This window comes from Xanthomonas sp. NCPPB 2864 (assembly GCF_056675615.1).
Map to the genome: position 1 here is coordinate 1 of NZ_JBWWVS010000020.1, position 24861 is coordinate 24861.

14 protein-coding genes are annotated in these 24861 nt (G+C 67.4%); 10 read left to right on the top strand and 4 right to left on the bottom strand.

What is annotated here, in order from left to right; genetic code table 11:
* Window positions 1-87 precede the first annotated feature (87 nt).
* A complete protein-coding gene (locus AC1KVE_RS20820) occupies window positions 88-429 on the bottom strand; it encodes an HPF/RaiA family ribosome-associated protein (RefSeq protein WP_024938247.1) in 342 nt (113 codons plus the stop codon).
* Window positions 430-780: 351 nt separating this feature from the next.
* On the opposite strand from AC1KVE_RS20820, the gene AC1KVE_RS20825 reads away from it, so the two are divergent.
* A complete protein-coding gene (locus AC1KVE_RS20825; protein WP_481093023.1) occupies window positions 781-3204 on the top strand; it encodes a DUF3772 domain-containing protein in 2424 nt (807 codons plus the stop codon).
* A gap of 311 nt (window positions 3205-3515) precedes the next feature.
* Here AC1KVE_RS20825 and AC1KVE_RS20830 read toward each other — a convergent pair whose 3' ends face one another.
* Both AC1KVE_RS20830 and AC1KVE_RS20835 read right to left on the bottom strand, forming a co-directional pair.
* Window positions 3516-5624 (bottom strand): phosphoglycerol transferase I, encoded by a 2109-nt coding sequence (locus AC1KVE_RS20830; protein WP_184381043.1) that lies wholly within the window; start codon window positions 5622-5624, stop codon window positions 3516-3518.
* Window positions 5625-6099: 475 nt separating this feature from the next.
* Window positions 6100-7824 carry an ABC1 kinase family protein gene (locus AC1KVE_RS20835; protein WP_024938244.1) on the bottom strand — a complete coding sequence of 575 codons (1725 nt, stop codon included), beginning with the start codon at window positions 7822-7824 and terminating at the stop codon, window positions 6100-6102.
* Between the two features lie 238 nt (window positions 7825-8062).
* Here AC1KVE_RS20835 and AC1KVE_RS20840 point away from each other — a divergent pair, with 238 nt between their 5' ends.
* Window positions 8063-9004, top strand: coding sequence for a DUF808 domain-containing protein (locus AC1KVE_RS20840; RefSeq protein ID WP_053046019.1), 942 nt, complete (start codon window positions 8063-8065; stop codon window positions 9002-9004).
* Window positions 9005-9159: 155 nt separating this feature from the next.
* Here AC1KVE_RS20840 and AC1KVE_RS20845 read toward each other — a convergent pair whose 3' ends face one another.
* Window positions 9160-10779 carry a diguanylate cyclase gene (locus AC1KVE_RS20845; RefSeq protein WP_481093022.1) on the bottom strand — a complete coding sequence of 540 codons (1620 nt, stop codon included), beginning with the start codon at window positions 10777-10779 and terminating at the stop codon, window positions 9160-9162.
* A gap of 486 nt (window positions 10780-11265) precedes the next feature.
* Here AC1KVE_RS20845 and glgA point away from each other — a divergent pair, with 486 nt between their 5' ends.
* The 8 genes from glgA to AC1KVE_RS20885 all read left to right on the top strand — a co-directional run bounded on the left by glgA (window position 11266) and on the right by AC1KVE_RS20885 (window position 24506).
* Window positions 11266-12849: a glycogen synthase GlgA gene (glgA, locus tag AC1KVE_RS20850; RefSeq protein ID WP_047127915.1), complete on the top strand. Its 1584-nt coding sequence runs from the start codon at window positions 11266-11268 to the stop codon at window positions 12847-12849.
* A complete protein-coding gene (locus AC1KVE_RS20855; protein WP_481093021.1) occupies window positions 12846-15077 on the top strand; it encodes a 1,4-alpha-glucan branching enzyme in 2232 nt (743 codons plus the stop codon). Before glgA ends, AC1KVE_RS20855 begins: the two co-directional genes overlap by 4 nt.
* A 2-nt stretch (window positions 15078-15079) precedes the next feature.
* Window positions 15080-16837, top strand: coding sequence for a malto-oligosyltrehalose trehalohydrolase (gene treZ / locus AC1KVE_RS20860; protein ID WP_481093020.1), 1758 nt, complete (start codon window positions 15080-15082; stop codon window positions 16835-16837).
* Entirely contained in the window at window positions 16834-18783 is a 1950-nt protein-coding gene (malQ, locus tag AC1KVE_RS20865; protein ID WP_184551345.1) for a 4-alpha-glucanotransferase, read from the top strand. Before treZ ends, malQ begins: the two co-directional genes overlap by 4 nt.
* Window positions 18780-21383 (top strand): malto-oligosyltrehalose synthase, encoded by a 2604-nt coding sequence (treY, locus tag AC1KVE_RS20870; protein WP_481093019.1) that lies wholly within the window; start codon window positions 18780-18782, stop codon window positions 21381-21383. Before malQ ends, treY begins: the two co-directional genes overlap by 4 nt.
* 13 nt (window positions 21384-21396) lie before the next feature.
* Window positions 21397-21570 carry a DUF2934 domain-containing protein gene (locus tag AC1KVE_RS20875; protein ID WP_005993048.1) on the top strand — a complete coding sequence of 58 codons (174 nt, stop codon included), beginning with the start codon at window positions 21397-21399 and terminating at the stop codon, window positions 21568-21570.
* Between the two features lie 124 nt (window positions 21571-21694).
* A complete protein-coding gene (gene glgX, locus AC1KVE_RS20880) occupies window positions 21695-23857 on the top strand; it encodes a glycogen debranching protein GlgX (protein ID WP_184432348.1) in 2163 nt (720 codons plus the stop codon).
* A gap of 16 nt (window positions 23858-23873) precedes the next feature.
* Complete coding sequence (locus AC1KVE_RS20885) at window positions 23874-24506, top strand: NAD(P)H-binding protein (RefSeq protein ID WP_054592631.1); 633 nt, start codon at window positions 23874-23876, stop codon at window positions 24504-24506.
* Window positions 24507-24861 lie beyond the last annotated feature (355 nt).

Below are 24861 nucleotides of genomic sequence, written 5' to 3' on the forward strand. Positions count from 1 at the left end.
CTAATGTATCAATGCGTCATTGCGCTGCGGTGCCAACGATGCACCGGCTGGCAGGGGGCGCCTGGCGCCACCCTGCCCAGGCGCGGATCAGAGCGCTTCCGGCGGCGGTGTGGTGGCCTTGGCGTGCTGCTTGCCTCGTGCGTGTTCGATAGCGGTGCGCAGCTTGCGTGCGGCGCCGGTGACGGCCGAGGCGGTGGTTTCGGCGCTATTGGTGGCTGCGATCGGCGGCAGGCCGGCGACGTGCGCCTCGATGCTGCAGGTTCGATCCGCTGCGCCGCCGCGCTGGCCGTTTTCATCGCGCAAATGCACTTCGACGCGGGTGATGTCGTTGGCAAAATGCGCCAGCTGGGCGGAGCAGGTCTTCTCGACATGCTGCACGACTGAAGGGTCATGCGGCACGTGCTTGTCGGTCTGGATCTGAATCTGCATAGAGTGTCTCCTTCGCGGTCATCCGCTGCGTCTGCCGTAGCGGTGACTCGATTCTGCGACAGCGCACCGTTGCCGCGAGGTGACAAGCTGCACCGCGTTCATGCTGAGGTCGGGATGGCCGGACGGTGCATCCATTGCGACGGGCAGCGCTGTCACCGCAATCGCGAAAGAACCTGCGATCGCGCAGCAACAGCCGCTGCTGGCGAGCTCTGCCAGGCTGAACCCGCATGCCAGCTTTGGTCCGCCTGGCTGGAAGCAGTGGATTAAGATGCCGGCACCGCGCTGGTTGCGCCTGTCCGATCTCTGCCTGTGTCCGAATTCCGAGTTGCCCTGGGTGCCCGTCGCGGCGTGTTGCAGCGTGTGCTGCTGCTGGTCGCGTTGTGGATGGTGTGCGTGGGCGCCGCCGTGGCGCAGGACGACGACACGCTGCTGGAGACCGCACAGACTCAGCTCGACAACATGCAGAAGGTGCTGACCCAGGCCGACGCGGGCATGGAGAAGGCCGATACCGAGCAGCTCGGCAAGCTCACCGACGATGTCGCCGGCGCGCAGCGGCAGGCGCAGGATCTGGTGCGCGCGCTGGAGCAACCGCTCAAGGAGCTCAACGGGCGACTGGAGGGGCTCGGTGTCGCGGCGCCGAACGAACTGACCGACCTGGCAAAACAGCGCAAGGCGCTGACCAAGGAGCGCGATCAGCTCAATGCCGAGTTCATCCGGGCCACGCTGCTGGTCTCCAATGCCAAGGACCTGGCCGACCGGCTCGAACGCGAGCGCGTGCAACGCTTCAGCGTGAAGCTCTCCACGCGGGTGGCCTCGCCGTTGTCGCCGACCTTGTGGAAACAGATCGGGCAGCAATGGCCCGACGATCGTGCCCGCCTGCAGGCCTTGTCCGACAAGACGGTGCAGATGGTGCAGGCCGGCATCGCCGCCAGCGGCGTGGGCGGGCTGATGACCGCTGCCGTCATCGCGTTGCTGCTGGCGCTTCCGCTGCGCATCTTCCTGCGCCACCTGGGGCGTCGTTATGCGGCCTCGCGTGCGCCCGGCGGACGCCTGCGACGCTCGGGCCTGGCACTGTGGTTTCTGCTGGTCGGCACGCTGACTCTGGGGATTGCGGCATTCGTGCTGGTCGAGGGCATCCGCGCGCTCGGCGAGCTGCCGGACGATCTGGACCAGTTGCTGACCGGATTCGTCGCCATCAGTGTGGTGGCCGCCTTCGTCGGTTCGCTCAGTGCCAGCCTGTTGATGAAACACCAGCCCAGCTGGCGCCTGTTCCCGCTGGACGATGCCACTGTCGACCGCCTGCGCGTGCATTGCCTGGCCACCGCGGCGGTGATCTGGTTCAGCGGGATGGCGATGAAGATCAACGAGGTGGCCGGCAGCAGCCCCGCACTGACCACCGCCACCGATGCGCTGGCCGCGTTGCTGTACGCGGGGTTGATCCTGTCGGCGTTGGCCGGGCTGAGCCTGTCCTTGCGTGCGCATGCGGCAAATGCCGGGGTGGCCGATCCGGACAGCGATGCGCCGCCGCCGGTGGTCTCGCGCGGTGGCGGCTTCATCGTGCTGATCCGCCTGCTGGGCCATCTGGCAGTGATCTTTGCGCTGATCGCGGCCTTGTTCGGCTATCTCAATCTGGCCTTGTTCGTGGAGCGGCAGATCATCTGGATCACCCTGGTGTGCAGCCTGCTCGGCTTGCTGGTGGTCTTTGCCGACGATCTGATGACCTGGCTGTTCAAGCCCGACGGCCGCTTCAGCCGGGCCTTGTCGCATGCACTCAGCATCGGCAGCGGACGCCTGGTGCAGCTCGGGCTGCTGATATCGGCGGCGACTCGCGTGCTACTGGTGCTGCTGGGCATTGCGGTACTGCTGACGCCGTATGGCGCCAACATCAGCGTGGTCACCGACTGGGCGGAGAACATCGCCCACGGCATCACCATCGGCAAGGAGCTGGTGATCACCCCGGGCGATGTGCTCAGGGCGCTATGCGTGTTCCTGCTCGGCATGGGGCTGGTGCACGTGGTGCAGCAGTGGTTGCTCAACACCTATCTGCCCAAGACCGAGCTCGATGACGGTGCGCGCAATTCCATCAGCACGGTGGCGCGCTATCTGGGCTGGCTGATCGTGGTGGTGTGGGGCCTGACCGCGTTGGGCCTGGATCTGAAGCGGCTTGCGCTGGTGTTGAGCGCGCTGTCGGTGGGTATCGGTTTCGGTCTGCAGGCGATCACGCAGAACTTCGTGTCGGGCCTGATCCTGCTGGCCGAGCGGCCGGTGAAGATCGGCGATTGGGTGCGTATCGGCGACCAGGAGGGCGACGTGCGCAAGATCAGCGTGCGTGCGACCGAGATCCAGGTCGGCGACCGCTCCACCCTGATCGTGCCCAACTCGGAATTGATCACCAAGAGCGTGCGCAACATGACCCTGTCGAACCCGATGGGGCGGGTGCAGCTGCAGTTCTCGGTGCCGCTGGAAACCGACGTGGCAAAGGTGCGCAACATGCTGCTGGAGCTGTTTGCCGAGCACACCAAGGTGCTGGCCGATCCGGCACCCTCGGTGTTCATCGATTCGCTGGCCGGCGGGCACGTCAACTTCAATTCGTTCGCCTATGTGCGCAGCCCGCGCGATTCGTACGGGGTACGCAGCGAGCTGTTCTTCGCGTTGTTGCAGCGGATGGAAACGGCGGGGATTGCGCTGCAATCGCCGCAGGAAATTCGATTCAGCCGTGCCGGTGCCGCGGTGGCGCGCGGTTCAGCAGATGGCACGCCTGCATCGGAAGATTGAGTCGACGCGTGCATACAGTGCGCGGGAAAGGGCGCTGGTCGCACGCACAGTGATCGAACAACGTACGTCTTGCTTTGCCTGCACCACACACACCGACCATCCCGACAGGTCCTTGCCCTCACCGTCGCGGGACCTTACGCGGCATGGATGCCGCGTAAGAGCCTACAAGGACGTACTTGCGGCGTGTCCTGCGAGGGTGGGCGGGCAAGGGCCCGCAGCCAGGCCATAGATCGCACGCTTCGAGTTTGCTCTTGAGCTTCGCCTTTGCCTCATCCAAATCGCCTGGCCTAGGACCAGGACGACAGCCAGACTCAGGAGCGATCCGCGACCTGGGTCTGCTTCACCAGGGCCAGGTCGTCCACGCTGACGTCTTCGGTGTAGTCCAGCCAGGCGCGGATTTCCAGATCGTCCACCGCATGTTCCAGGCCTACCGGCATGCGGATGCGACCGGCCGCATCGGGCACCACCCATTGCTGGGCCAGCACCACCTTGCGCTCCGACGAGACTGCCTCCACCCAGAATGCACGCGTCGGCCGGCGCTTGGCGTACAGCTCCAGCATGTAACGACCGGCCTCGGTCTTGCGCGCGGCCTGGGTGAGCATGATCGGCTGGCGCACGCGTGGGCGCGGGCCTTGCTGGCTGGCCTCCAGCGGCGCATCAACGGCGATGCCGCGGGTTAGGTCCGGGTCGCGATATAGCTTCATGCTCTGGTGGCGGTCGACCACCAAAGCGCACCAATCGCCATCGGCCGAGCCGTCCTCGAACGCCGTGCAGCGATCCACATAGGCCAGCGTGCCCTCGGTGTGGGTGCGGTCGAACTGGCGCGAGGTGTTTTCCAGATAGACGGTTTTGAGATTGGTGTCGTCGTCGTATTCCAGCAGCACCGGCGGGCGCACCTGCTGCACGCCCACCACCACATCGCCATTGCCGTTGATGCGCAGCATGCGGGTGCTGCGCCCGGTCCACAGCGTGCGCGCGTAAGCGAGATAGCGCGGATAGTTCTTGCCGCTGTCGCGGCTGGCCGCAACGCTGGCGCTGGGGGGCGCATCGTTGGCCAGCAGCGAGCGGCCGAAGCCCAGCGTGCGCATGCCCGGCTCCAGCAACTGCAACAGCGTCGCCCCCGAATCCAATGTGCTGCCGGCGCGCGTGACCACTTGCTGCGGGGCGATGTCCTTGCCCAGGAACAGCAGCAGATTTTCGCGCTTCTGCTTGGCCAGGACATCGCTGAGATCGTTGGGCATCGCCAGGTGGTCGGAGGCGATCACGATGATGGTGTTCTTGCCGTAGCGGCTGTTGCGAATGCGTGCGACCAGCTCGCCGATCAGCCGGTCGCTGCACTTGAGCGCATGCAGCAGCCCGATGTCGCCCAACGCGCTGTCGTAGTGCTGCCCCTTGCACGCCAGCGGCAGATGGCCGGCAGGGTGGTGGGTGTCCATGGTCAGCGTGGTGAGCATGAACGGCTGGCCGGCGCGCGACAGCGTCTGGAAGCTGTCCCAGGCATCGTCCAGCAGCACATCGTCGTGCACGCCCCAGGCGGAAAAGTGGTTCGGCGCCACGCCTTTGTCGCGGAAGTAGCTAACGTCGTGCACCACATCGAAGCCATGGCTGGACAGGAAACTGCCCTTGCCGGCAAAGCTGGCATCGGCGCCACCGACATAGTGATTACGGTAGCCCTGATCCTTGAGATAGTCGCCCAGGCAGCGCGCTTCGGGCAGGAACAGGCCCATGCGGCCCATGCTGTTTTCATCGCCGGGCGCGGTGGTCAGCGGCACGCCGCACATCGAGGCGACCATGCCGGCGATGGTCCAGCCGCTGCCTTCGGTGGAGGTGAGGTTGCGCACGTCCACCGCCTCGCTGGCTAGCGCGCGCAGGTTTGGCATCAGGCCGGGAAACACGTCTTCGTCGAAGTAAGTGCGTTCCAGGCTCTCGCCGTAGATCCACACGATGTTCTTGCGCTTCTGCAAGGGCTGCTGCGGCACCAGATATTCCGGTACCACGGTGGCGTAATCCACCGGGCGCAGCTGGTAGTACAGGCGCTTGCCGTCGCGGTACAAGGGGCTGACCGCGATGCTCACCAACAACATCACCACGAAGCCGCCGAATACCGCATTGCCGCCACGCGGGCGACGGAAACGCCGCACCCTGAGTAACACCAGCGGACTGAGCGACAACAGCACCATGCCGATAAACACGGCGATATAGCCGGAGAAATCGCTGACGCCGGCACCGTCCATGTCCGCGCGCAGGTGATACAGCGTGGCGGCGTTGATGCCGTCGCCGCTGAGCCGATCCACCAGGCCCCAGGCGCTGAGCAACAGCAGCAGCAATGACAACAATCCGGCCTTCAGCCACGCCAGACGCGGTGAGGCGACCAATAGCCAAAGCAGGAGCAACAGCGAAAACAACAACATCCAATGCATGCGGCAGCGTCCGTGGGGGAATGATGCGAGCGCGTACCGGACGCCTTGCTCGCCATGTCCTGTGCGCCACAGCCAATGTGACACCCGGATGACGGACTATGCCGCGCTGAAGCTGACTGAAATGTTTGTTGGAGTTGAGTGCTTGTCGTAGCGCGGTATAGCGTGCGCGGTGACGATCAGCTGGTCGCGGTGGCGCTCGCCAAGGGAGCCACGGTTTCTACACTCCGCATCTGGCGCGGCTCTCGCACATCGGCGACGTCTCGATAACGCCACATCGCCCGATCCACTTTGATCGCTGGACGCGGCGGTCTTTGCATGCGACGCCGGTTAAGCCGCGTCGCGCCCGGGTGCGCTCCTACGTATGTGTGTGGCGCTATCGATGCCCGCGTTCTTCGCGTGGACGCGGCGGTCTTGGCAGGCGACACCGGGTAACGCCATGTCGCGCCCGGGTGCGCTCCTACGCGGGGGTGTGGCGCTATCGATGCCCGCGTTCTTCGCGTGCACGCACACGGCGGTCGAACAGCAGCGCGCTGAGCACGATGCCCAGGCCCAGCACGACGCCGAGCAGGAACAGCACCATCGCGATCGCCGGATAGCCCCATAGCTTCAGACCGGTTTCGATACGCATCATCTGCGCCGAGGCCATGATCAGCGCCGCAGTCACGATGCCGGCCGCCACGCGGTTGGCGATCTTCTGCAGGCTTTCCATCAGATGCGATTCTTCCAGCCCGGTGACGCGCATCTGCAGGCGGTTTTCCGCCGCCAGCGACAGGATCTCGGACATGCGGCGCGGTCCTTCGCGCACCAGATGCTGCAGTTCCATCGCCTCGCTGGCCAGATTGGCCGCCGACAGGGATTTTTTCAGGCGCGCGCGCATCACATGCTGCAGGTGGCGCTCGACGATGCGCCGAGTGTCCAGGTGCGGCGACAGCGTGCGGCACACGCCTTCCAGGTTCAACAAGGTCTTGCCGAGCAGGCTCAGCTCCGGCGGCGTGCGCAAGCCGTTGGCGGTGGCGATGCGCACCAGATCCAGTACCACACGGCCCTCGGAGGTGGTGTCGTGCGCGGCGTAGCGGGCAATCATCTGCCCGGTTTCGCGCTGGTAGCGGTCTTCGTCGTAATCCTCCAGGCGCGTGCTCAGCGCGATGGTCTCTTCGGCGACCTCTTCGCCACGGCCGTCGACGGCGGCGAACAGCAGCTTGAGCAAGCGCTCGCGCAGGCGCGGCGGCACATGCGCGACCATGCCCAGGTCGAAGATCGCCAGGCGCCCGTCCTGCAGCACGCGCAGGTTGCCCGGATGCGGGTCGGCGTGGATCTCGCCATGCACGAACATCTGGTCCAGGTAGCCCTTGACCAGTTCTGCGGCCAGCTTGTCCATCGGCTGCTCGGTGCGGCGCAGGCCAGAGATCTTGTCCACGCGCACGCCTTCGGCCAGCTGCATGGTCAGCACCTTGCGGCTGCTCAGGTCCCATACCGGTTGCGGGATCCACAACAGCGGAAACGGCTTGAGATGCTTGCCGAAGCGCACCAGCGTCTCGGCCTCGTCCTCGTAATTGAGCTCGGCGCGCAGGGTCTTGCCGAATTCGCCCAGCCAGTCGGCAAAGCGTACGCGCCGGCCGATGCCGGTCAGGCGGTCGGCGGCGGTGGCAAAACTCTTGAGCACGTCCAGATCCGAGCGTACCTGGGCAGCGACTTCGGGCTTTTGCACCTTGACTGCCACCGGGGTGCCGTCGCGCAGGGCGGCGCGGTGCACCTGCGCCAGCGAGGCGCAGCCCAGCGGCACCGGATCGAAAAACGAGAACGCCTTGTTGACCGACACGCCGAGTTCTTCTTCGATGATCTGGCGGATGCGCTCCACCGGCACCGAACTGGTGTTCTCCTGCATGCGCTCCAGCGCCGTGGCAAACTCCGGCGGCACGATGTCCGGCCGCGTGGACAGCATCTGGCCGAGCTTGACGAAGGTGGGACCGAGCGCTTCCAGGTCGGAGACGAACTGGTCGGGCGTGCCTTCGGCGGGCACTTCGTACTCGTTGATCGCAGCCGGATCCAGGTTCATGCCGGCAAACACGCCCGACCCGCGATACCGCAGCAACAGGCGCAGGATCTGCGTGCGACGGCTCATGCCGCCCACCACGCCGGTGTCGGCGGGGATCGCGGCCTGGGCCGGTGTGCGGTACGGGTCGTTCGGACTCAAGGCCATCTCCGGCGGTCGTGCAAGAGCGCGAGTGTGGCTAGCGGCGGGTCGTCGGGCGGTGAATCCAGACAAGCGGCTACGGCGCGGTCGTGTGCGGCGCGGCCGACGGGCATGGCCGAATCGTGCGGTCGGCGGGCGTCGGGATCGCGCACCAATGGTCGGCAACGGCGTGCAACCGCCTGCCATCACCCCATACGGGCGCAGGATCGGCGAGAATCCACCGCCACTCACGAAGGACCCCCGCATGGCCGGTGCCAGCCTGTTCACCCTGCTCGACGACATCGCTACGCTGCTGGACGACGTTTCCATCCTGACCAAGGTCGCGGCCAAGAAGACCGCCGGCGTCCTGGGCGACGACCTGGCGCTCAATGCGCAGCAGGTCACCGGCGTCACCGCCGACCGCGAGTTGCCGGTGGTGTGGGCGGTGGCCAAGGGCTCGCTGATGAACAAGGTGATCCTGGTGCCGGCGGCGCTGGCGATCAGCGCCCTGGAGGCCTGGCTGCGCGGGCGCGGCTACAATGTGCCGCTGGTGATGCCGCTGATGATGATCGGCGGTGCCTACCTGTGCTTCGAGGGCGTGGAGAAGCTGGCGCACAAGTTCCTGCACAACCAGGACGAGGAAGCGCAGCGGCATGCCGAGCGCACCCGCGCGCTGGCCGACCAGAACGTGGACGTGGTGGCGCTGGAAAAGGACAAGGTCAAGGGCGCGATCCGCACCGACTTCATCCTGTCGGCGGAGATCATCGTGCTGTCGCTGGGCGTGGTGGCCGGGGTGTCGTTCGGCCAGCAGGTCGCGGTGCTGGTGGCGATCGCGCTGGCGATGACCATCGGCGTGTACGGCCTGGTCGCAGCCATCGTCAAGCTGGACGACCTGGGCCTGTACCTGAGCAAGAAGGGCGCGGCGTTGGCAGCCCTGGGCCGCGGCATCCTGGTGGCCGCGCCGTGGCTGATGAAGTTCCTGTCGGTGGCCGGCACGCTGGCGATGTTCCTGGTCGGCGGCGGCATCCTGGTGCACAACATCCCGGCACTGCATCACCTGGTGCAGGACCTGGCCAAGTCGGCCGGCGGCATGGGCTGGTTGGTCGATGCACTGGGCAACATGCTGGTCGGCGTGATTGCCGGTGCGATCGTGCTGGGCGCGGTGATGCTGTTCCAGAAGCTGCGCGGGAAGCCGGCGGCGCACTGACGCCGTCCCGCGGCGGGCCAGGGGAGCCCCTGGTCGCCGCACGGAAGCGCATGGTCGTGGTGGGGGCCCGGCGGCAACCCAAGGACCTGCGGCGCCTCTGCGTCGTGCGCTGGTAATCCGGTATGACCGGTCGATGCGGCAGGCCGCGTTCGCGGCTAGTCGGCGCTGATCACCCGATTCTTGCCGGCCGCCTTGGCGTCGTACAGGGCGCGGTCGGCACGGCGGATCACATCGTCCTGGGCCTCGTCGAGATGGCGCAGTGCCACGCCGCCGCTGAAGCTGACGAACACGCGCACGTCCTCGTGCAGCAACGAGCGCTGGGCCAGTGCGCGCTGCAGGCGGATCACCGCCGCGCTGGCTTCGAAGATGGTGGAGTCCGGCAACAGCAGCACGAACTCCTCGCCGCCGAAGCGGGCGATGGCGTCGGTGGTGCGCAGCACCGACTTGGCCACGTCCACGGTGTGGCGCAGCGCGGCGTCGCCACCGGCGTGGCCGTGGGTCTCGTTGAGGCGGCGGAAGTCGTCCAGATCCAGCATCGCCACGCACAACGGTTGCCCGCCGCGCTGGGTGCGTGCGGCCTCGCGCTGGAACAGTTCCTCGAAGCCACGGCGGTTCAGCGCGCCGGTCAGCTGGTCTTCGCGCACCAGCCCGGCTACGTCCTTGAGTTCCTGTTCGAGCGAGGCGATGCGCTGCTCGGCGTCCTCGACCTGGCGGCGTGCGGCCAGCAGCTCGTCGCGCGCGGCCAGCGCCTGCGCCTGCACCCCGGCAGTGTCCTGTAGCACGTCCTGCAACAGCCGGTTGAGGTCGGGAATGCTGCGAGCGTCGCCGATCGCCTGCGAATAGCCGGCAACGCGATCGTGGTACTCGCCAGTGCTGGTGGCCATGCCGTCGAGCCGGTCGACGAAGGACACCATCATCTCGCGCATCGCGGTCTTGGAGTCGGCAATGCCTTGCTTGAGCAGGCCCTGCTTGTAGATGACCTCGCGCAAGGTGCCGCGTGCCTGTTCGATCGAGCTGACATCCAGCGGCCCGGAGATCAACTGCCGCACCACCGAGATCTGGCCCTGCAGCCAGCTGCGATCGTCGAGCAGTTCGCCGACGTTCTCCAACAACAGGTCGAACAGGCCGAGCAGCAGGTTCTGCTGCTCGCTGGCATCTTCGGCACGCAGGCCGATCTGGTGACTCAGTTCGCGCAGGCGCTGTTCCAGGGTGATCAGCTCATGGCCGGGGCGCCAGTGGCGCAGTGCCGATGCCAGGGTCTGCGCTTCCTCGGCCAGTTCCGGGCTGCGTTGCAGCAGTGTGGCCAGGGCATTGCCCAGCGCGTGCCGCAGCAGGTCGCGCAGTTGTTCGGCTTCGGTGCGCCCTTCGGCCAGCGAGTCGCCGGTATCGATGGTGCGGATGTACTTGTCGATCAGTTGCCGCAGGGTGCGGCCGTAGCCGGGCCAGTCGCCGGCCGCATAGGCTGCGCTCAGACGCACGCCCATGTCGCCGAGTTCGCCATGCAGGCTGGTGATGCCTTCGGCGAAGGCCAGCAGCAAGGCCTCCGGATGCGCGGCATGCGAGAACAGGCGCATCAACAGGGCGGTGGCGGCCGCCGGGTCGTGCGCGCCGGACTTGTTCTTGGCCGGCACCAGCTGATGCGCGGCCAGGCCATGCCCGCCGCCGATCACGCTGGGCAGGGCGGCGGCCGGGCGCGCGCTGTCCGCGCCGCCCCAGGGCAACAGGCGGCGCAGCCCGCCACGTGGGCGGCTTGGGAGTTCAGGCTGGTCTGCCATGCGCCGGGGTCTCGGAAATTCGTGGTGCCATTGCGGGTTATCGGCGCGCGGGCGTCGCGCTTAAGCGGTCTGGGCAGGTCTGCGCAGTTCCGGCAGGCAGCCCCAATGCCAGGCAGTGGACGACAGCGGTCCTGCGTGCGCGGCTGAACAAGTCATGCGGGTGATGGCGGGCGCCGCCGTCGTTGCCCGCTTTCGGTGCGTTTCAACAACCGCGCACCACGGCAGGGATGTCATCGCACTGCAATGCGCCGCTTATGCCTTTAGAGCTACGCAACCATGCGCAAGGGAATGTAGATGTCGCAGAAAAGTCAGCACGTATTCACGCATATTTTATTTGCCCGGGGTGTAGATTCGTCCCAAGGACAACGTGGAGTACGCGCGTTGGCCCCGCTCCTCATTCGTAGCAGGTCGTCTGGCTGAATCGGCAGATGATGGTTGTCGCTTCGCTGTTTTTCCGTCTCCACCCACTTTACGACGGACGTTTAGATGGTTGCCATGATGCCGCTTCACGCTACTACCGCACGCTTAGAGCGCAGCACGATGCTCCCGACTCTGAAGAAGAGCGGGCGACCGCGTGATGCGCGTGGCCGCTTCATTCGCCATCACGAGCGCCTGCCGGTGTCGCCGGCCGATACCCGCGGCGCCTTGTTCGTGGTGTCGGAGATGGCGGACTTCATCAAGGCGGGCGGTCTGGGCGATGTGGCTGCGGCGCTGCCACGCGCGCTGCGCCATCGCTACGACGTCCGTGTGCTGATCCCCGGCTACCGGGCGGTGCTGGCGCGGGCGGGCAAGGTGGAGATCGTCGGCCGGGTGCTGGCGCATGCCGCACTGCCGGCCTGCGACATCGGCCGCATCGTGCAATCGGACGGGCTGCCGATCTACATCCTGCTGTCCAAGGAATTGTTTGAACGCGACGGCTCGCCCTATGTGAGCACCAGCGGCTCGGAGTTCGAAGACAACGCGATCCGTTTTGCCACTCTGTCGCATGCCGCCGCGCAGATCGCCGCCGGCCATGCCGGGCTGGGCTGGAAGCCGCGCCTGCTGCACCTCAACGACTGGCCGTGCGCGCTGGCCGCCGCCTATGTGCGCTGGTCCGGCGGCACCACGCCGTGCTTGTTGACCATCCATAACCTGGCCTACCAGGGCCTGGTGCCGTATTCGATGGCCGCTGCGCTGGGCATCCCGGCCGAGCGTGTGGCCGAGCTTGAGTTCTACGGGCAGATGTCATTCCTGCGCGGCGGCATCGTGCATGCCGACCACGTCAACACGGTCAGCGTCAGCTATGCCCAGCAGATCACCGGCCCGGCGCAGGGCTGTGGCCTGGACCGCCTGCTGGCCGGCCGCGCCGCCAAGGGCGCGCTGACCGGCATCGTCAACGGCATCGACGCCAGCTGGGACCCGCGTACCGACGAATATCTGGACACGCACTTCAGCGTCAATCAGTGGCAGGGCCGTCAGGCCAACGCCGCGCAGGTGCGCAAGGCTTTCGGGCTGCGCGAGAGCACCGGCCCGCTGTTTGCGGTGGTATCGCGGCTGGTGCATCAGAAGGGCCTGGACCTGATCTGCGAGGTCGCCCCGCAGATCGTGGCGGCCGGCGGCCAGATCGCGGTGATCGGCGGTGGCGAGCCGGAGATCGAGCAACAGGTCGCCGAGCTGACCCGGCGCTATCCGGGCCAGGTCGGTGCCTTCATCGGCTTTGAAGAGGGCCTGGCGCGGCGCATGTTCGCCGGTGCCGACTTCCTGCTGATGCCATCGCGCTTCGAGCCGTGCGGCTTGAGCCAGATGTATGCACAACGCTTTGGGTGCCTGCCGATCGCGCACGCCACCGGTGGTCTGATCGACACCGTAGATGACGGCGTCACCGGCTTTTTGTTCCAGCACGCCAGCGTGGAAGCGTTGCGCCGCTGCCTGGAGCGCGCATTCCGCACCTTCCGCCTGCCCAGCCTGCTGTCGGCGATGCGCCGCGCGGCGATGCTGCGTCCCAGTGGTTGGGATGTGGCGGGCAAGAAATACCTCTCGCTGTACGAACGCACCGCCGCAACCGCTCCCGCGCTTGCGACGGTGTCATGAGCGAACGGCTGGGCGTGCAGGGGCAGGAGACGGAAGCGACGGCGGTGACCATGGATGGGATGGCGGATCTGGTGCAGAGCGTGCAGGCGCTGGCCGATGGCCTGCCTGCCGATGCATTCGCGGTATTGGGCCCGCATTCCCAGGCGGACGGCCGCCGGCTGGTGCGCGTGCTGGCGCCCGGTGCCGAGGCCATGGGCCTGATCGATCCACGCGGCAAGTTGCTGGCGCGCATGCAGGCTGGCCCGGTCGATGGCGTTTTCGAGGGCACGCTGGCGGTCGAAGGCCCGTATCGGCTGCGCATCGTCTGGCCGGATGTGGTGCAGGAGATCGAAGACCCCTACGCCTTTGCCGCCACGCTGGACGAATCCACCCTGCTGCAGATCGCTGCCGGCGATGGCCAGGCGTTGCGCCGTGCCCTGGGTGCCCAACACCTGCACTGCGACGACGTGCCCGGGGTGCGCTTTGCGGTGTGGGCGCCGCATGCGCAACGCGTGGCGGTGGTGGGCGATTTCAATGGCTGGGACGTGCGCCGGCACCCGATGCGCCCGCGCATCGGCGGGTTCTGGGAGCTGTTCCTGCCGCGCGTGGAAGCCGGCACACGTTACAAGTACGCCATCACCGCTGCCGATGGCCGCGTATTGCTCAAGGCCGACCCGGTGGCGCGCCAGAGCGAATTGCCGCCGGCCACCGCCTCGGTGGTGCCGGGCGCGGCAGCGTTTGCCTGGACCGACGCCACCTGGATGGCCGCGCGCGATGCCAGTGCCGCGCCGGCGCCACTGTCGATCTATGAGGTGCATGCCGCGTCCTGGCGGCGCGATGGGCACAACCAGCCGCTGGACTGGCCAGGGCTGGCCGCACAGCTGATCCCCTATGTGCAGCAGCTCGGTTTCACCCATATCGAGTTGCTGCCGATCACCGAGCATCCGTTCGGCGGCTCCTGGGGCTATCAACCTTTGGGGCTGTACGCACCGACCGCGCGCCACGGCAGCCCGGATGGCTTTGCCCAGTTCGTCGATGCCTGTCATCGCGCCGGCATCGGCGTGATCCTGGATTGGGTCAGCGCACACTTTCCCGATGATGCACACGGCCTGGCGCAGTTCGACGGCGCCGCGGTGTACGAGCATGCCGACCCGCGCGAAGGCATGCATCGCGACTGGAACACGCTGATCTACAACTACGGCCGGCCCGAAGTGACCGCCTACCTGCTGGGCAGCGCGCTGGAGTGGATCGACCACTACCACCTCGACGGCCTGCGCGTGGATGCGGTGGCCTCGATGCTGTACCGCGACTATGGCCGTGCCGAAGGCGAGTGGGTGCCCAACGCGCATGGCGGCCGCGAGAATCTGGAAGCGGTCGCCTTCCTGCGCCAGCTCAACAGCGAGATCGCCACGCGCTTTCCCGGTGTGCTGAGCATCGCCGAAGAGTCCACCGCCTGGCCGGGCGTGACCGCACCGATCAGCGAGGGTGGCCTGGGCTTCACCCACAAATGGAACATGGGCTGGATGCACGACACGCTGAGCTACATGCAGCGCGACCCGGCCGAGCGCGCGCAGCACCATAGCCAGCTCACCTTCGGCCTGGTGTACGCGTTCTCCGAGCGTTTCGTGCTGCCGCTCTCGCACGACGAAGTGGTACACGGCAGTGGCGGCCTGCTCGGGCAGATGCCCGGCGACGACTGGCGGCGCTTTGCCAACCTACGCGCCTACCTGGCGCTGATGTGGGCGCATCCGGGCGACAAGCTGCTGTTCATGGGCGCCGAATTCGGCCAGTGGAACGACTGGAATCACGATCAATCGCTGGATTGGCATCTGCTCGATGGCGCCGCGCATCGCGGCGTGCAGCAACTGGTCGGCGATCTCAATGCCGCATTGCGACGGGTGCCGGCTTTGTACCGCGGCACGCATCGTGCCGACGGTTTCGACTGGAGCGTGGCCGACGATGCGCGCAACAGCGTACTGGCGTTCATCCGCCACGATCCCGATGGCGGCGCACCCTTGCTGGCGGTGAGCAACCTCACCCCGCAACCGCACCACGACTATCGCGTTGGCGTGCCGCGTGCCGGCGGCTGGCGCGAAATCCTCAACACCGACAGTGCCCATTACGGTGGCAGCAACCTCGGCAACAGCGGTCGCCTGGCGACCGAGCCGATGGGCATGCACGGGCACGCACAACGCCTGCGCCTGACCCTACCGCCGCTGGCCACGATCTATCTGCAAGCGGAGAAATAAGAATGAACGAGCGCAACGACACCACGCCGGCATGGGGTGCATGGTCAGCGGGTGAGGGACAGGTGCGCTTCGCGCTCTGGGCACCGGACGCCAAAAGCGTGGAAGTGGTCTTCGACGACGGCGCGCGCGTCGCGTTGCAGGCCGCGCAGGATGGCTTCTTCAGCGCGGTGATCGAATGCGCGGCGGATGCGCGCTATCGCTACAGCGTCGATGGCGGCGAACCGGTGCCGGATCCGGCCTCGCGCTGGCAGCCCGAGGGCGTGCACGGCCCCAGCGCCGTGCAGCGCAGCGATGGCTACGCCTGGCAGAACACCCAGTGGCAGGGACGGCCGTGGGGCGAGGCGGTGATCTACGAACTGCACGTCGGCACCTGCGGCGGCTATGCCGGTGTGCAGGCGCAACTGCCGCAGCTGGCGGCGATGGGCATCACCGCGATCGAGCTGATGCCGCTGAGCGCATTTCCGGGCGCGCACAACTGGGGCTACGACGGCGTGCTGCCGTATGCACCGGTGGAAGCCTATGGCACGCCAGACCAATTGAAGGCGCTGATCGACGCCGCGCACGGACACGGCCTGATGGTGTTGCTGGACGTGGTCTACAACCACTTCGGCCCGGACGGCAATTATCTGCACAGCTATGCCGCGCCGTTCTTCAACGAGGACAAGCCCACCCCGTGGGGCGCGGCGATCGATTTCCGCAAGCCGCAGGTGCAGCGTTACTTTCTCGACAATGCGCTGATGTGGCTGCACGAATACGGCTTCGACGGCCTGCGCCTGGATGCGGTGCATGCGATCACCCCGAACGCCTTCCTGGATACCTTGCGGCAGACCGTGCAGGCCAGCCTGCCGGCCGGCCGCCATATGCATCTGGTGCTGGAAAACGAGGCCAATCAGTCGTCGCAGCTGCAACGCGGCTACACCGCGCAGTGGGACGACGATTTCCACAACGCCCTGCATGTGCTGCTGACCGGCGAAGAGGAAGGCTATTACGCCGCCTTCGCCGACAAGCCCACCGAACACCTGGCGCGCGTGCTCGGCGAAGGTTTCGCCTACCAGGGCGAGCCTGACCCGCGCGGGCATGTGCGCGGCGAGCCCAGTGGGGCGCTGCCGCCGCACAAGTTCGTGGTCTTCGCGCAGAACCACGACCAGATCGGCAACCGTGCGCGCGGCGAGCGGCTGAGCGTGCTGGTGTCGCCGCAACGCCTGCGTGCTGCGCTGGCGCTGACCACGCTGACGCCGATGATTCCGTTGTTCTTCATGGGCGAGCCGTGGGGCGCCACGCAGCCGTTCCTGTTCTTCACCGACTTCGGCCCGCCGCTGGACGATGCAGTGCGCGAAGGGCGGCGTCGCGAGTTTGCACACTTCGCCGCATTCGCCGACGAAGCGCAGCGCGCCACCATTCCCGATCCAAACAGCCACGACACCTTCGCCGCCTCGCGTTCGCCGATCGAAGACGCCGCGCAGGGCGAAGGCGTGCAGTGGACAGCCTGGTTCAAGGCGCTGCTGGGCGTGCGTCGCCAGTGGCTGGTACCGGGGCTTGCACAGGCACGCGCGGTGGGCGCCAGCGTGCTGGCCGATGGCGCAGTGACCGCCAGCTGGGAGCTGCCCGACGGGCTGTGGCATATCGCCTTCAACGTCGGTGCCTCGGCGGTGCCGATGCCGCCGCTGCGCGGCCGCGTGGCGCATGTCGAAAACGTCGCCGCCGACGCGCAGCAGTTGCCGGTCGATGGCTTCATCGCCTGGCACGAGGCGCGCGCATGAGTACCCGTGATCTGAGCAGGAGCGATCTGCATGCGCTGGCCGGCGCGGCCGGGGTGATGGTGGACTGGGTGGATGCCAGCGACCAGCCACGGCAGGTGTCCGACCAATCGCTGCATGCGGTGCTCACCGCGCTGGAACTGCCTGCCGGCACCGCTGCGCAGCGCGAAGACAGCCTGCGTCGCTGCAAGGTGCACGCCACCGAGCCGGCGCCGCTGCTGACCGTGCAGGTGGCCGGGTTGCTGCCGGTGTCGGTTGCCGCCAACGCCAGCGGCCGTTGGCTGGACGACAGCGGCGCCAGCGAGCCGGCGCATGCCGATGCGCAGGGGCAGGTGCGTGCGCCGCAGCGTTTCGGCTACTGGACGCTGCAGATCGGCAGCCTGACCCAGCAGGTCGCGGTCGCCCCGCAACGCTGCTTCAGCGTGGCCGATGCCTGTGGCCTGCCGGCACCGCGTGCCTGGGGCATGGCGCTGCAGGTGTATTCGGCACGCAGCATCGACGACGCCGGCATCGGCGACGCATCCGGCACGGTGGAATGGGTGCGGCATGCCGCACTGGCCGGTGCCGATGCCCTGGCCCTAAGCCCGGTGCATGCCGCGCGCCCGGTCACCGGCGGTTACAGCCCGTATTCGCCCAGCGACCGGCGTTTTCTCGATCCCCTGCATGCCGCACCGGTGCGCATTTTGGGCGAGCTCGCACTGGAGGCGATCAACGAGGTGCCCGGCCTGCGCGAGCGCTTCGATACGCTGCACCACAGCGCCCTGATCGACTGGCCGGCCTCGGCGCAGGCCAAGTGGCAGCTGCTGCGCCATCTCTACACCCGCGTGCCCGCCGATCATCCCGATCTGGCTGCCTTCCGCAGCGAGGGCGGCGAGGCGCTGGAGGGCTTTGCACGGTTTGCCGCGCAGGATTTCGGCGACGGCGATCCGCAGCTGCACGTGTTCACGCAATGGCTGGCGGCGCGCAGCTGGTCCGATGCGCAACGCGAGGCGCACGAGCGCGGCATGAAGATCGGTTTGATCGCCGATCTGGCCGTCGGCTTCGATCCCAATGGCGCCGAAGCCGCGGCGGCCGCCGACACCGTGCTGCGCAGCCTGGTGCTGGGCGCGCCGCCGGACGCCTTCAATGCCGACGGCCAGCACTGGGGCATCGGTGCGTATTCGCCCACCGCATTGCGGCGTAGCGGCTATGCGCCGTATATCGCGCTGTTGCGCGCAGTGCTGCGCGACCGTGGCGGCATCCGCATCGACCATATCCTGGGGCTGTTGCGGCTGTGGGTGGTGCCGGAAGGCGCCAGCTCCAACGAAGGTGCGTATCTGGCCTATCCGCTGCACGATCTGCTCAACCTGCTCGCGCTGGAATCGTGGCGGCACCGGGCGATCGTGATCGGCGAAGACCTCGGCGTGGTGCCGCCGGGCATCCGCGAGGAACTGTCGCGGCGCGGGGTGATGGGCATCGATGTGTTGATGTTCACCCGCGACGACGACGGCGCCTTCGTCTCGCCGGCGCTGTGGCGGCCGGATGCAGTGGCCACCACCACCACGCACGATCTGCCCACCCTGACCGGCTGGCGCGAAGGCCGCGATATCGACTGGCGACGCAAGCTGGAGCTGATCCAGCCCGCGCAGGCCAGCGATGACGCCACCGCGCGCAGCAAGGATCTGGCACGCCTGGATGCGGCGGTCGAACACGCCGGCCTCAGCGCTGCGGACGATCCGTTGCTGGGCGCGCTGCGCTTCACCGCCACCAGCGTGTCGCCCCTGGCCTTGCTGCCGGTGGAAGACGCGCTGGCGCTGGAAGAACAACCCAATCTGCCGGGCACCGTCGAGGTCCATCCCAACTGGCGTCGACGCCTGCCCGATCCCTTGCCGCATGCGCGCCTGAGTACGGCGCTGCAGGGCTTTGCCGAGGCGCGTCGCGTCGCGGCCGTTTCGGAACCGCATCCATGATCGAGCTTCGCGCCACCGCCCGCCTGCAACTGCATGTCGGCTTCACCCTGCACGATGCGCTCGCGCAGGTGCCGTATTACGCCGGCCTCGGCATCAGCCATCTGTACCTGTCGCCGATCGGCACTGCGGTGCCGGGCTCGACGCACGGCTACGACAATATCGACCCGACCGTGGTCAATCCCGAACTCGGCGGCGAAGACGCGCTGATCGCCCTGTCGCAGGCCGCGCGCGAGCACGGCATGGGCCTGATCGCCGACATCGTGCCCAACCACATGGCCACGCATGCGGACAACGCATGGTGGTGGGATGTGCTGCGCAATGGCCGCAGCGCCAAGCATGCCGACTGGTTCGACATCGACTGGCGCGCGCCCGGGCGCGACGGCAAGTTGTGGCTGGCGGTGCTGGACCGCCCATATGCCACCGCACTGGCCGAAGGCCTGATCACGCTGGTGGTGAAGGACGACGGCAGCGCGGCTCTGGCGCATTACGACCAGCGTTACCCGATCCGTCCGCAGACACTGGAAGTGCCGGAAAAGGCCGCACGTGCGCAATGGCTGCGCGACTATAACGACGGCGCCAAGCGCGGCGATGGCCGCCTGCACAAGCTGATCGAGCGCCAGCCGTACCGCCTGAACTGGTGGCGGGTGGGCAACGACATGCTCAACTACCGTCGTTTCTTCGATATCACCTCGTTGGTGGCTCTGCGCGTGGAGCTGCCGGCGGTGTTCGACGCGGTGCATGCGCTGCCGCTGCGGCTGGTGGCCGAAGGCCATCTGGATGGCTTGCGCATCGACCATGTGGACGGGCTCACCGACCCCACCGGCTATGTGCGCAAGCTGCGCAGCCGGCTGGATGCGGCCGGCCGCACGCGTGGACTCAAGCCCGGCACGCTGGGGTTGTATCTGGAAAAGATCCTGGCGCCCGGCGAAGCCTTGCCGGCCGACTGGCCCTGCGATGGCACCACCGGCTACGACTTCATGGACCAGGTCGGCGGCGTGCTGCATGACCCGGCCGGCTTCAAGCCATTGGCGCGTGCCTGGCAAAAGGTGAGCGGGCGCAGTGGCGATTTCGCACAGGAAGAGCGAAGCGCACGCGACGAGATCCTGCGCGGCCCGCTGCAGACCGAATTCAATCGCGCCGTCGGTGCGTTGTCGGCACTGGCGCGACTGGACCCGCCCACGCGCGAGTTCAGCCCGCAGATGCTGGCGCGCGGCCTGTGCGTGTTGCTGCGCTGGTTTCCGGTGTACCGCACCTACGCCGGTGCCAAGGGCGTGACCGGCAGCGAAGCCGAGCGCCTGCGCGCCACCGCCGCGCGTGCGCGCGAGGGCATGCCGGAGTCGATCGTTGCGGCGGTCGACGCGATCGAGCGCTGGCTGCTCGACGATGCCGGTGCCGACCGCGCGCAGGTCGCCTTGCGGCGCATCCTGCGGCGTCGCGTGGAGCAGTTGTCCGCACCGCTCAATGCCAAGTCGGTGGAAGACACCGCGTTCTACCGGCATGGCGTGCTGCTGTCGCGCAACGAGGTCGGCAGCCATCCGACCCACTTCGCCAACGACGCGGCCGAGTTCCACGCGCAGAATCTCGAACGCGCCAAGCACTTCCCGCGCGCGTTGCTGGCCACCGCCACGCACGACCACAAGCGCGGCGAAGACCTGCGCATGCGGCTGGCGGTGCTCTCCGAGCAACCGCGCTGGTGGATCGAGCAGAGCAGCCAGTTCGATGCCTTGACCGAGACGCTGGACTCGCCGGCCTTGGCCGGTGGCGACCAGCAGATGCTCTGGCAGACCCTGGTGGCCGCCTGGCCGATCGGCCTGGGCGCCGACCAGACCGAACCGCTGGCCGAGTACGCCGAGCGCATTGCGCAGTGGCTGCTCAAGGCGGTGCGCGAAGCCAAGCTGCACACCAGCTGGACCGATGGCTCGCCGGCCTACGAGCAGGCCGTGCAGGCCACCGTGGAGCAGGTGCTGTGCAGCCGCGCCGGGTTGCCGCTGCGGCGGGCGCTGCTGCGCGCCAGCAACCACATCGCCGCCGCCGGTGCGCGCAACGCGCTGGTGCAGACCACGTTGCGCCTGACCGTGCCGGGCGTGCCCGACCTGTACCAGGGCACCGAAGGCTGGGATCTGTCGCTGGTGGACCCGGACAACCGCCGCCCGGTCGACTACGCGCAGCGCCAGCAGTGGCTGGCGCAGGCGCGCGACTGGAACACGCTGCTGCGCAGCTGGCGCGATGGCGCGGTCAAGGCACGTCTCACCGCACTGCTGTTGCAGCTGCGTGCCGACCATCCGTCGCTGTTTGCGAAGGGCGATTATCAGCCCTTGACCGTGGCGGTCAGCGGCGATGCGCAGGTGCTGGCGTTCCGCCGCCAGTACCGCGGCCAGTCGCTGGTGGTGGCAGTGACGCGGCTGGGTGCCGGCAACCAGGGCGATGGCGACCTGCCGCTGCTGGTGCCGCCGGCCAACTGGGGTCAGGCGTCGTTGGCATTGCCGCCCGCCACGTATCGTAATGTGCTCGATGGCAGCACGCTGCAGCCGCAAGGCGGCCGCGTGGCGATATCCACGCTGTTTGCACGTGCGCCAGTGGCAGTGTTGTCGACCCCCTAAGAGAACGTAAGCAATGAACGACACGGAACGGCAAGCGCGGCTTCGCCAGTTGGCACAGGAGATCTGGGAGGCCGAAGGCCGCCCGGACGGCCACGCAGATCGGCATTGGGCCATGGCCGAGCGGCTGGTGGACGCCGAAGAGCGCGCCGCCGAACAGGCCGGCCCGCCGGTGACTGCACGCCAGTAACGGTGCCTCTGTCACCTTGCATGGTTCACCCTGCAGGCTGTGCCGTGCCAGGGTGAGCGTGCCCAGGCACGCAGGCACCCGCATTCGCTCAGCGTTTTGAGTTCACCGTTCTCAGGAGTTACCGATGGCCACCCGCAAGTTCACTCAGCGCTCGCGCATTCGCGAAGGCCGTCCCAACCCGCTCGGCGCCACCTGGGATGGCCTGGGGGTCAACTTCGCGCTGTACTCGCGCAACGCCACCCGGGTGGAACTGTGCCTGTTCGACGAGCGTGGCCGTGAGCAGGAGCGCCTGGCGCTGCCCGAATACACCGACGAGGTCTGGCACGGCTATCTGCCCGACGCACGCCCCGGCCAGCTATACGGCTACCGCGTGCATGGACCTTATGCGCCCGAGGCCGGGCATCGCTTCAACCACAACAAGCTGCTGCTGGACCCGTATGCCAAGCAGATCGTCGGCGAGCTCAAATGGGCGCCGCATCTGTTCGGCTACACCATCGGCCACCGCGACAAGGATCTGAGCTTCGACCGTCGCGATAGTGCCGCGTTCATGCCCAAATCGGCGGTGATCGACCCGGCTTTCACCTGGGGCCAGGACCGCCCGCCGCAGACGCCGTGGAACCGTACGGTGATCTACGAAGCGCACGTGCGCGGGCTGAGCATGCTGCATCCGGCAGTGCCGCCGGAAAATCGCGGCACCTTCTCGGCCCTGAAGACCGATGAGCTGATCGACCACATCAGCTCGCTCGGCGTCACCGCGGTGGAGCTGCTCCCGGTTCACGCCTTCGTCGACGACCAGTACCTGCTGGAAAAAGGCCTGCGCAATTACTGGGGCTACAACACGCTGGGGTTCTTCGCGCCGCAGGCGCGCTACATGTCCACGCGCACCGTGGCCGAGTTCAAGCAGATGGTGGCGCGCCTGCATCATGCGGGGCTGGAAGTGCTGCTGGACGTGGTCTACAACCACACTGCCGAAGGCAACGAGCTGGGGCCGACGCTGTCGTTCAAGGGCATCGACAATGCCAGCTACTACCGCCTGGCCGACGATCGCCGCTTCTACATCAACGACACCGGCACCGGCAACACCTTCGACCTGACCAACGTCGGCGCGTTGCGCATGGTGATGGACTCGCTGCGCTATTGGGTGCAGGAAATGCATGTCGACGGCTTCCGCTTCGACCTGGCCAGCATCCTCGGCCGCGAGCGCTATGGCTTCGATCCGTCGGGCAGCTTTCTCGATGCGGTGCGCCAGGACCCGGTACTGAGCCAGACCAAGCTGATCGCCGAGCCGTGGGATATCGGCCCGGGCGGTTATCAGGTCGGCAACTTCCCGCCGGGCTGGGTGGAATGGAACGACAAGTTCCGCGACAACGTGCGCGCGTTCTGGCGTGGCGACGGTGGTCAGCTGGCCGAACTGGCCACGCGCCTGACCGGCTCGGCCGACCTGTTCAACCATAGCGGCCGCCGCCCCACTGCGTCGGTCAACTTCGTCACCGCGCATGACGGCTTCACCCTGCGCGATCTGGTCAGCTACGAAGGCAAGCACAACTTCGCCAACGGGGAAGAGGGCAGGGACGGCAGCGACCACAATATCTCGGCCAATTACGGCGTCGAAGGCGACACCAACGACCCGGGCATCAAGCAGCTGCGCCGCCAACAGATGCGCAACCTGCTGGCCACGTTGTTGCTGTCGCAGGGCACGCCGATGCTGCTGGCCGGTGACGAGTTCGGCCACAGCCAGAACGGCAACAACAACGCGTATTGCCAGGACAACGAACTGACCTGGATCGACTGGACTGCCGCAACCAAGGCCGCCGCCGCCGATCAGGCTGCGTTCGTGCGGCGGTTGATCCGCATCCGCCAGCGTTACCCGCTGCTGCATCGCGCCCGCTTCTTCGATGGCAAGTTCGACGAAGCGCTGGGCCTGAAGGATCTCACCTGGCTGGCACCGGACGGCCACGAGATGGACGAAGCCGGCTGGCACGACCCGGAAGCGCGCGCGCTGATGCTGCGCCTGGATGGCCGCTCGCCGACCACCGGCTTGCGCGAGATCGCCTCCAACGTGACCTTGCTAATGCTGATCAATGCGGCCTCCACCAGCGTGTCGTTCACGCTGCCGGCGATGCACGACGAACATTGGCGCGTGCTGGTCGACACCGCACGCCATGGCGGCCGCGTGGTGGCCGGCGGCAGCGAATGGAAGGCGCCGGCGCACTCGTTGACCTTGCTGGCAGTGGAGCGCGATCGCATCGCCAGCAGCGCACGCATCGTCTCCGAGGGCGCACGCTGATGGCAGGGGCGGTCTGATGGACGTGCTGCTGGCAGGGGCCACCGGTCTGGTCGGCGGACATGTTTTGCAACAGCTGCTGGCCGACGCGCGCTGTACCGGCGTGGTGGCGATCACGCGCCGGCCGCTGTCGCAGATCCATCCCAAGCTGCGCAACCAGGTGATCGATTTCGAGCGCCTGGACCACTGGACCGCGCCGCGCATGGAAGCGGCCATCTGCGCCCTGGGCAGCACGATGAAACAGGCCGGCTCGCGCGAGGCGTTCTACCGCATCGATCACGACTACCCGATGGCGCTGGCACGCGCCGCCTGCGCGCAGGGCACCTCGGTGTTCGTGCTGAATTCGGCGGCCGGTGCCGACGCGCACTCGCGCATCTTCTACAACCGCGTCAAGGGCGAACTGGAACGCGACCTGCGCGCGGTCGGCTTCCCCTCGCTCACCTTCGTGCGCCCGGGCCTGATCGGCGGCGAACGCGAGCAGCGGCGCACCGGCGAACACATCGGCAGCCTCGTGCTGGGCGCGCTCGGCCCACTGCTACCACGCCGCTTCCGCATCAACCCGGCCGAACGCATCGCCGCCGCCATGGTGAGCGCCGCGCTGGCACCAGCGCGTGGCGAGCACAGCGTCGAGGCGGCGGAGTTGGCTGGCTAAAGCCGCCTCGCCGCCTCGCCGCGAGGCAGTCGAACAAAGATGAGACGCCGCCGTATCGTAGGAGCGTGCCTGCGCGCGACGGGGCGTTACCGATAAAGCCTCGTCGCGCGCGGGCACGCTCCTACAGGTTCGCGTGCGGCCGATTGCCGTCTTCGTAAGCATAAATACCGTGCGCACTCCCAACTACTGTCCATCATCCAGCAGCACCCGCCCGACATCGGGAAGGTGTCGCGGATAAAGGAACCGGTCGCCGGCTGTTCGTAGGAGCGTGGGGGGGGGGGGGGGGGGGGGGGGGGGGGGGGCTGTGTGGGGGGGGGGGGGGGGCGGGCGGGGGGGGGGGGGGGGGGCCCCGGGG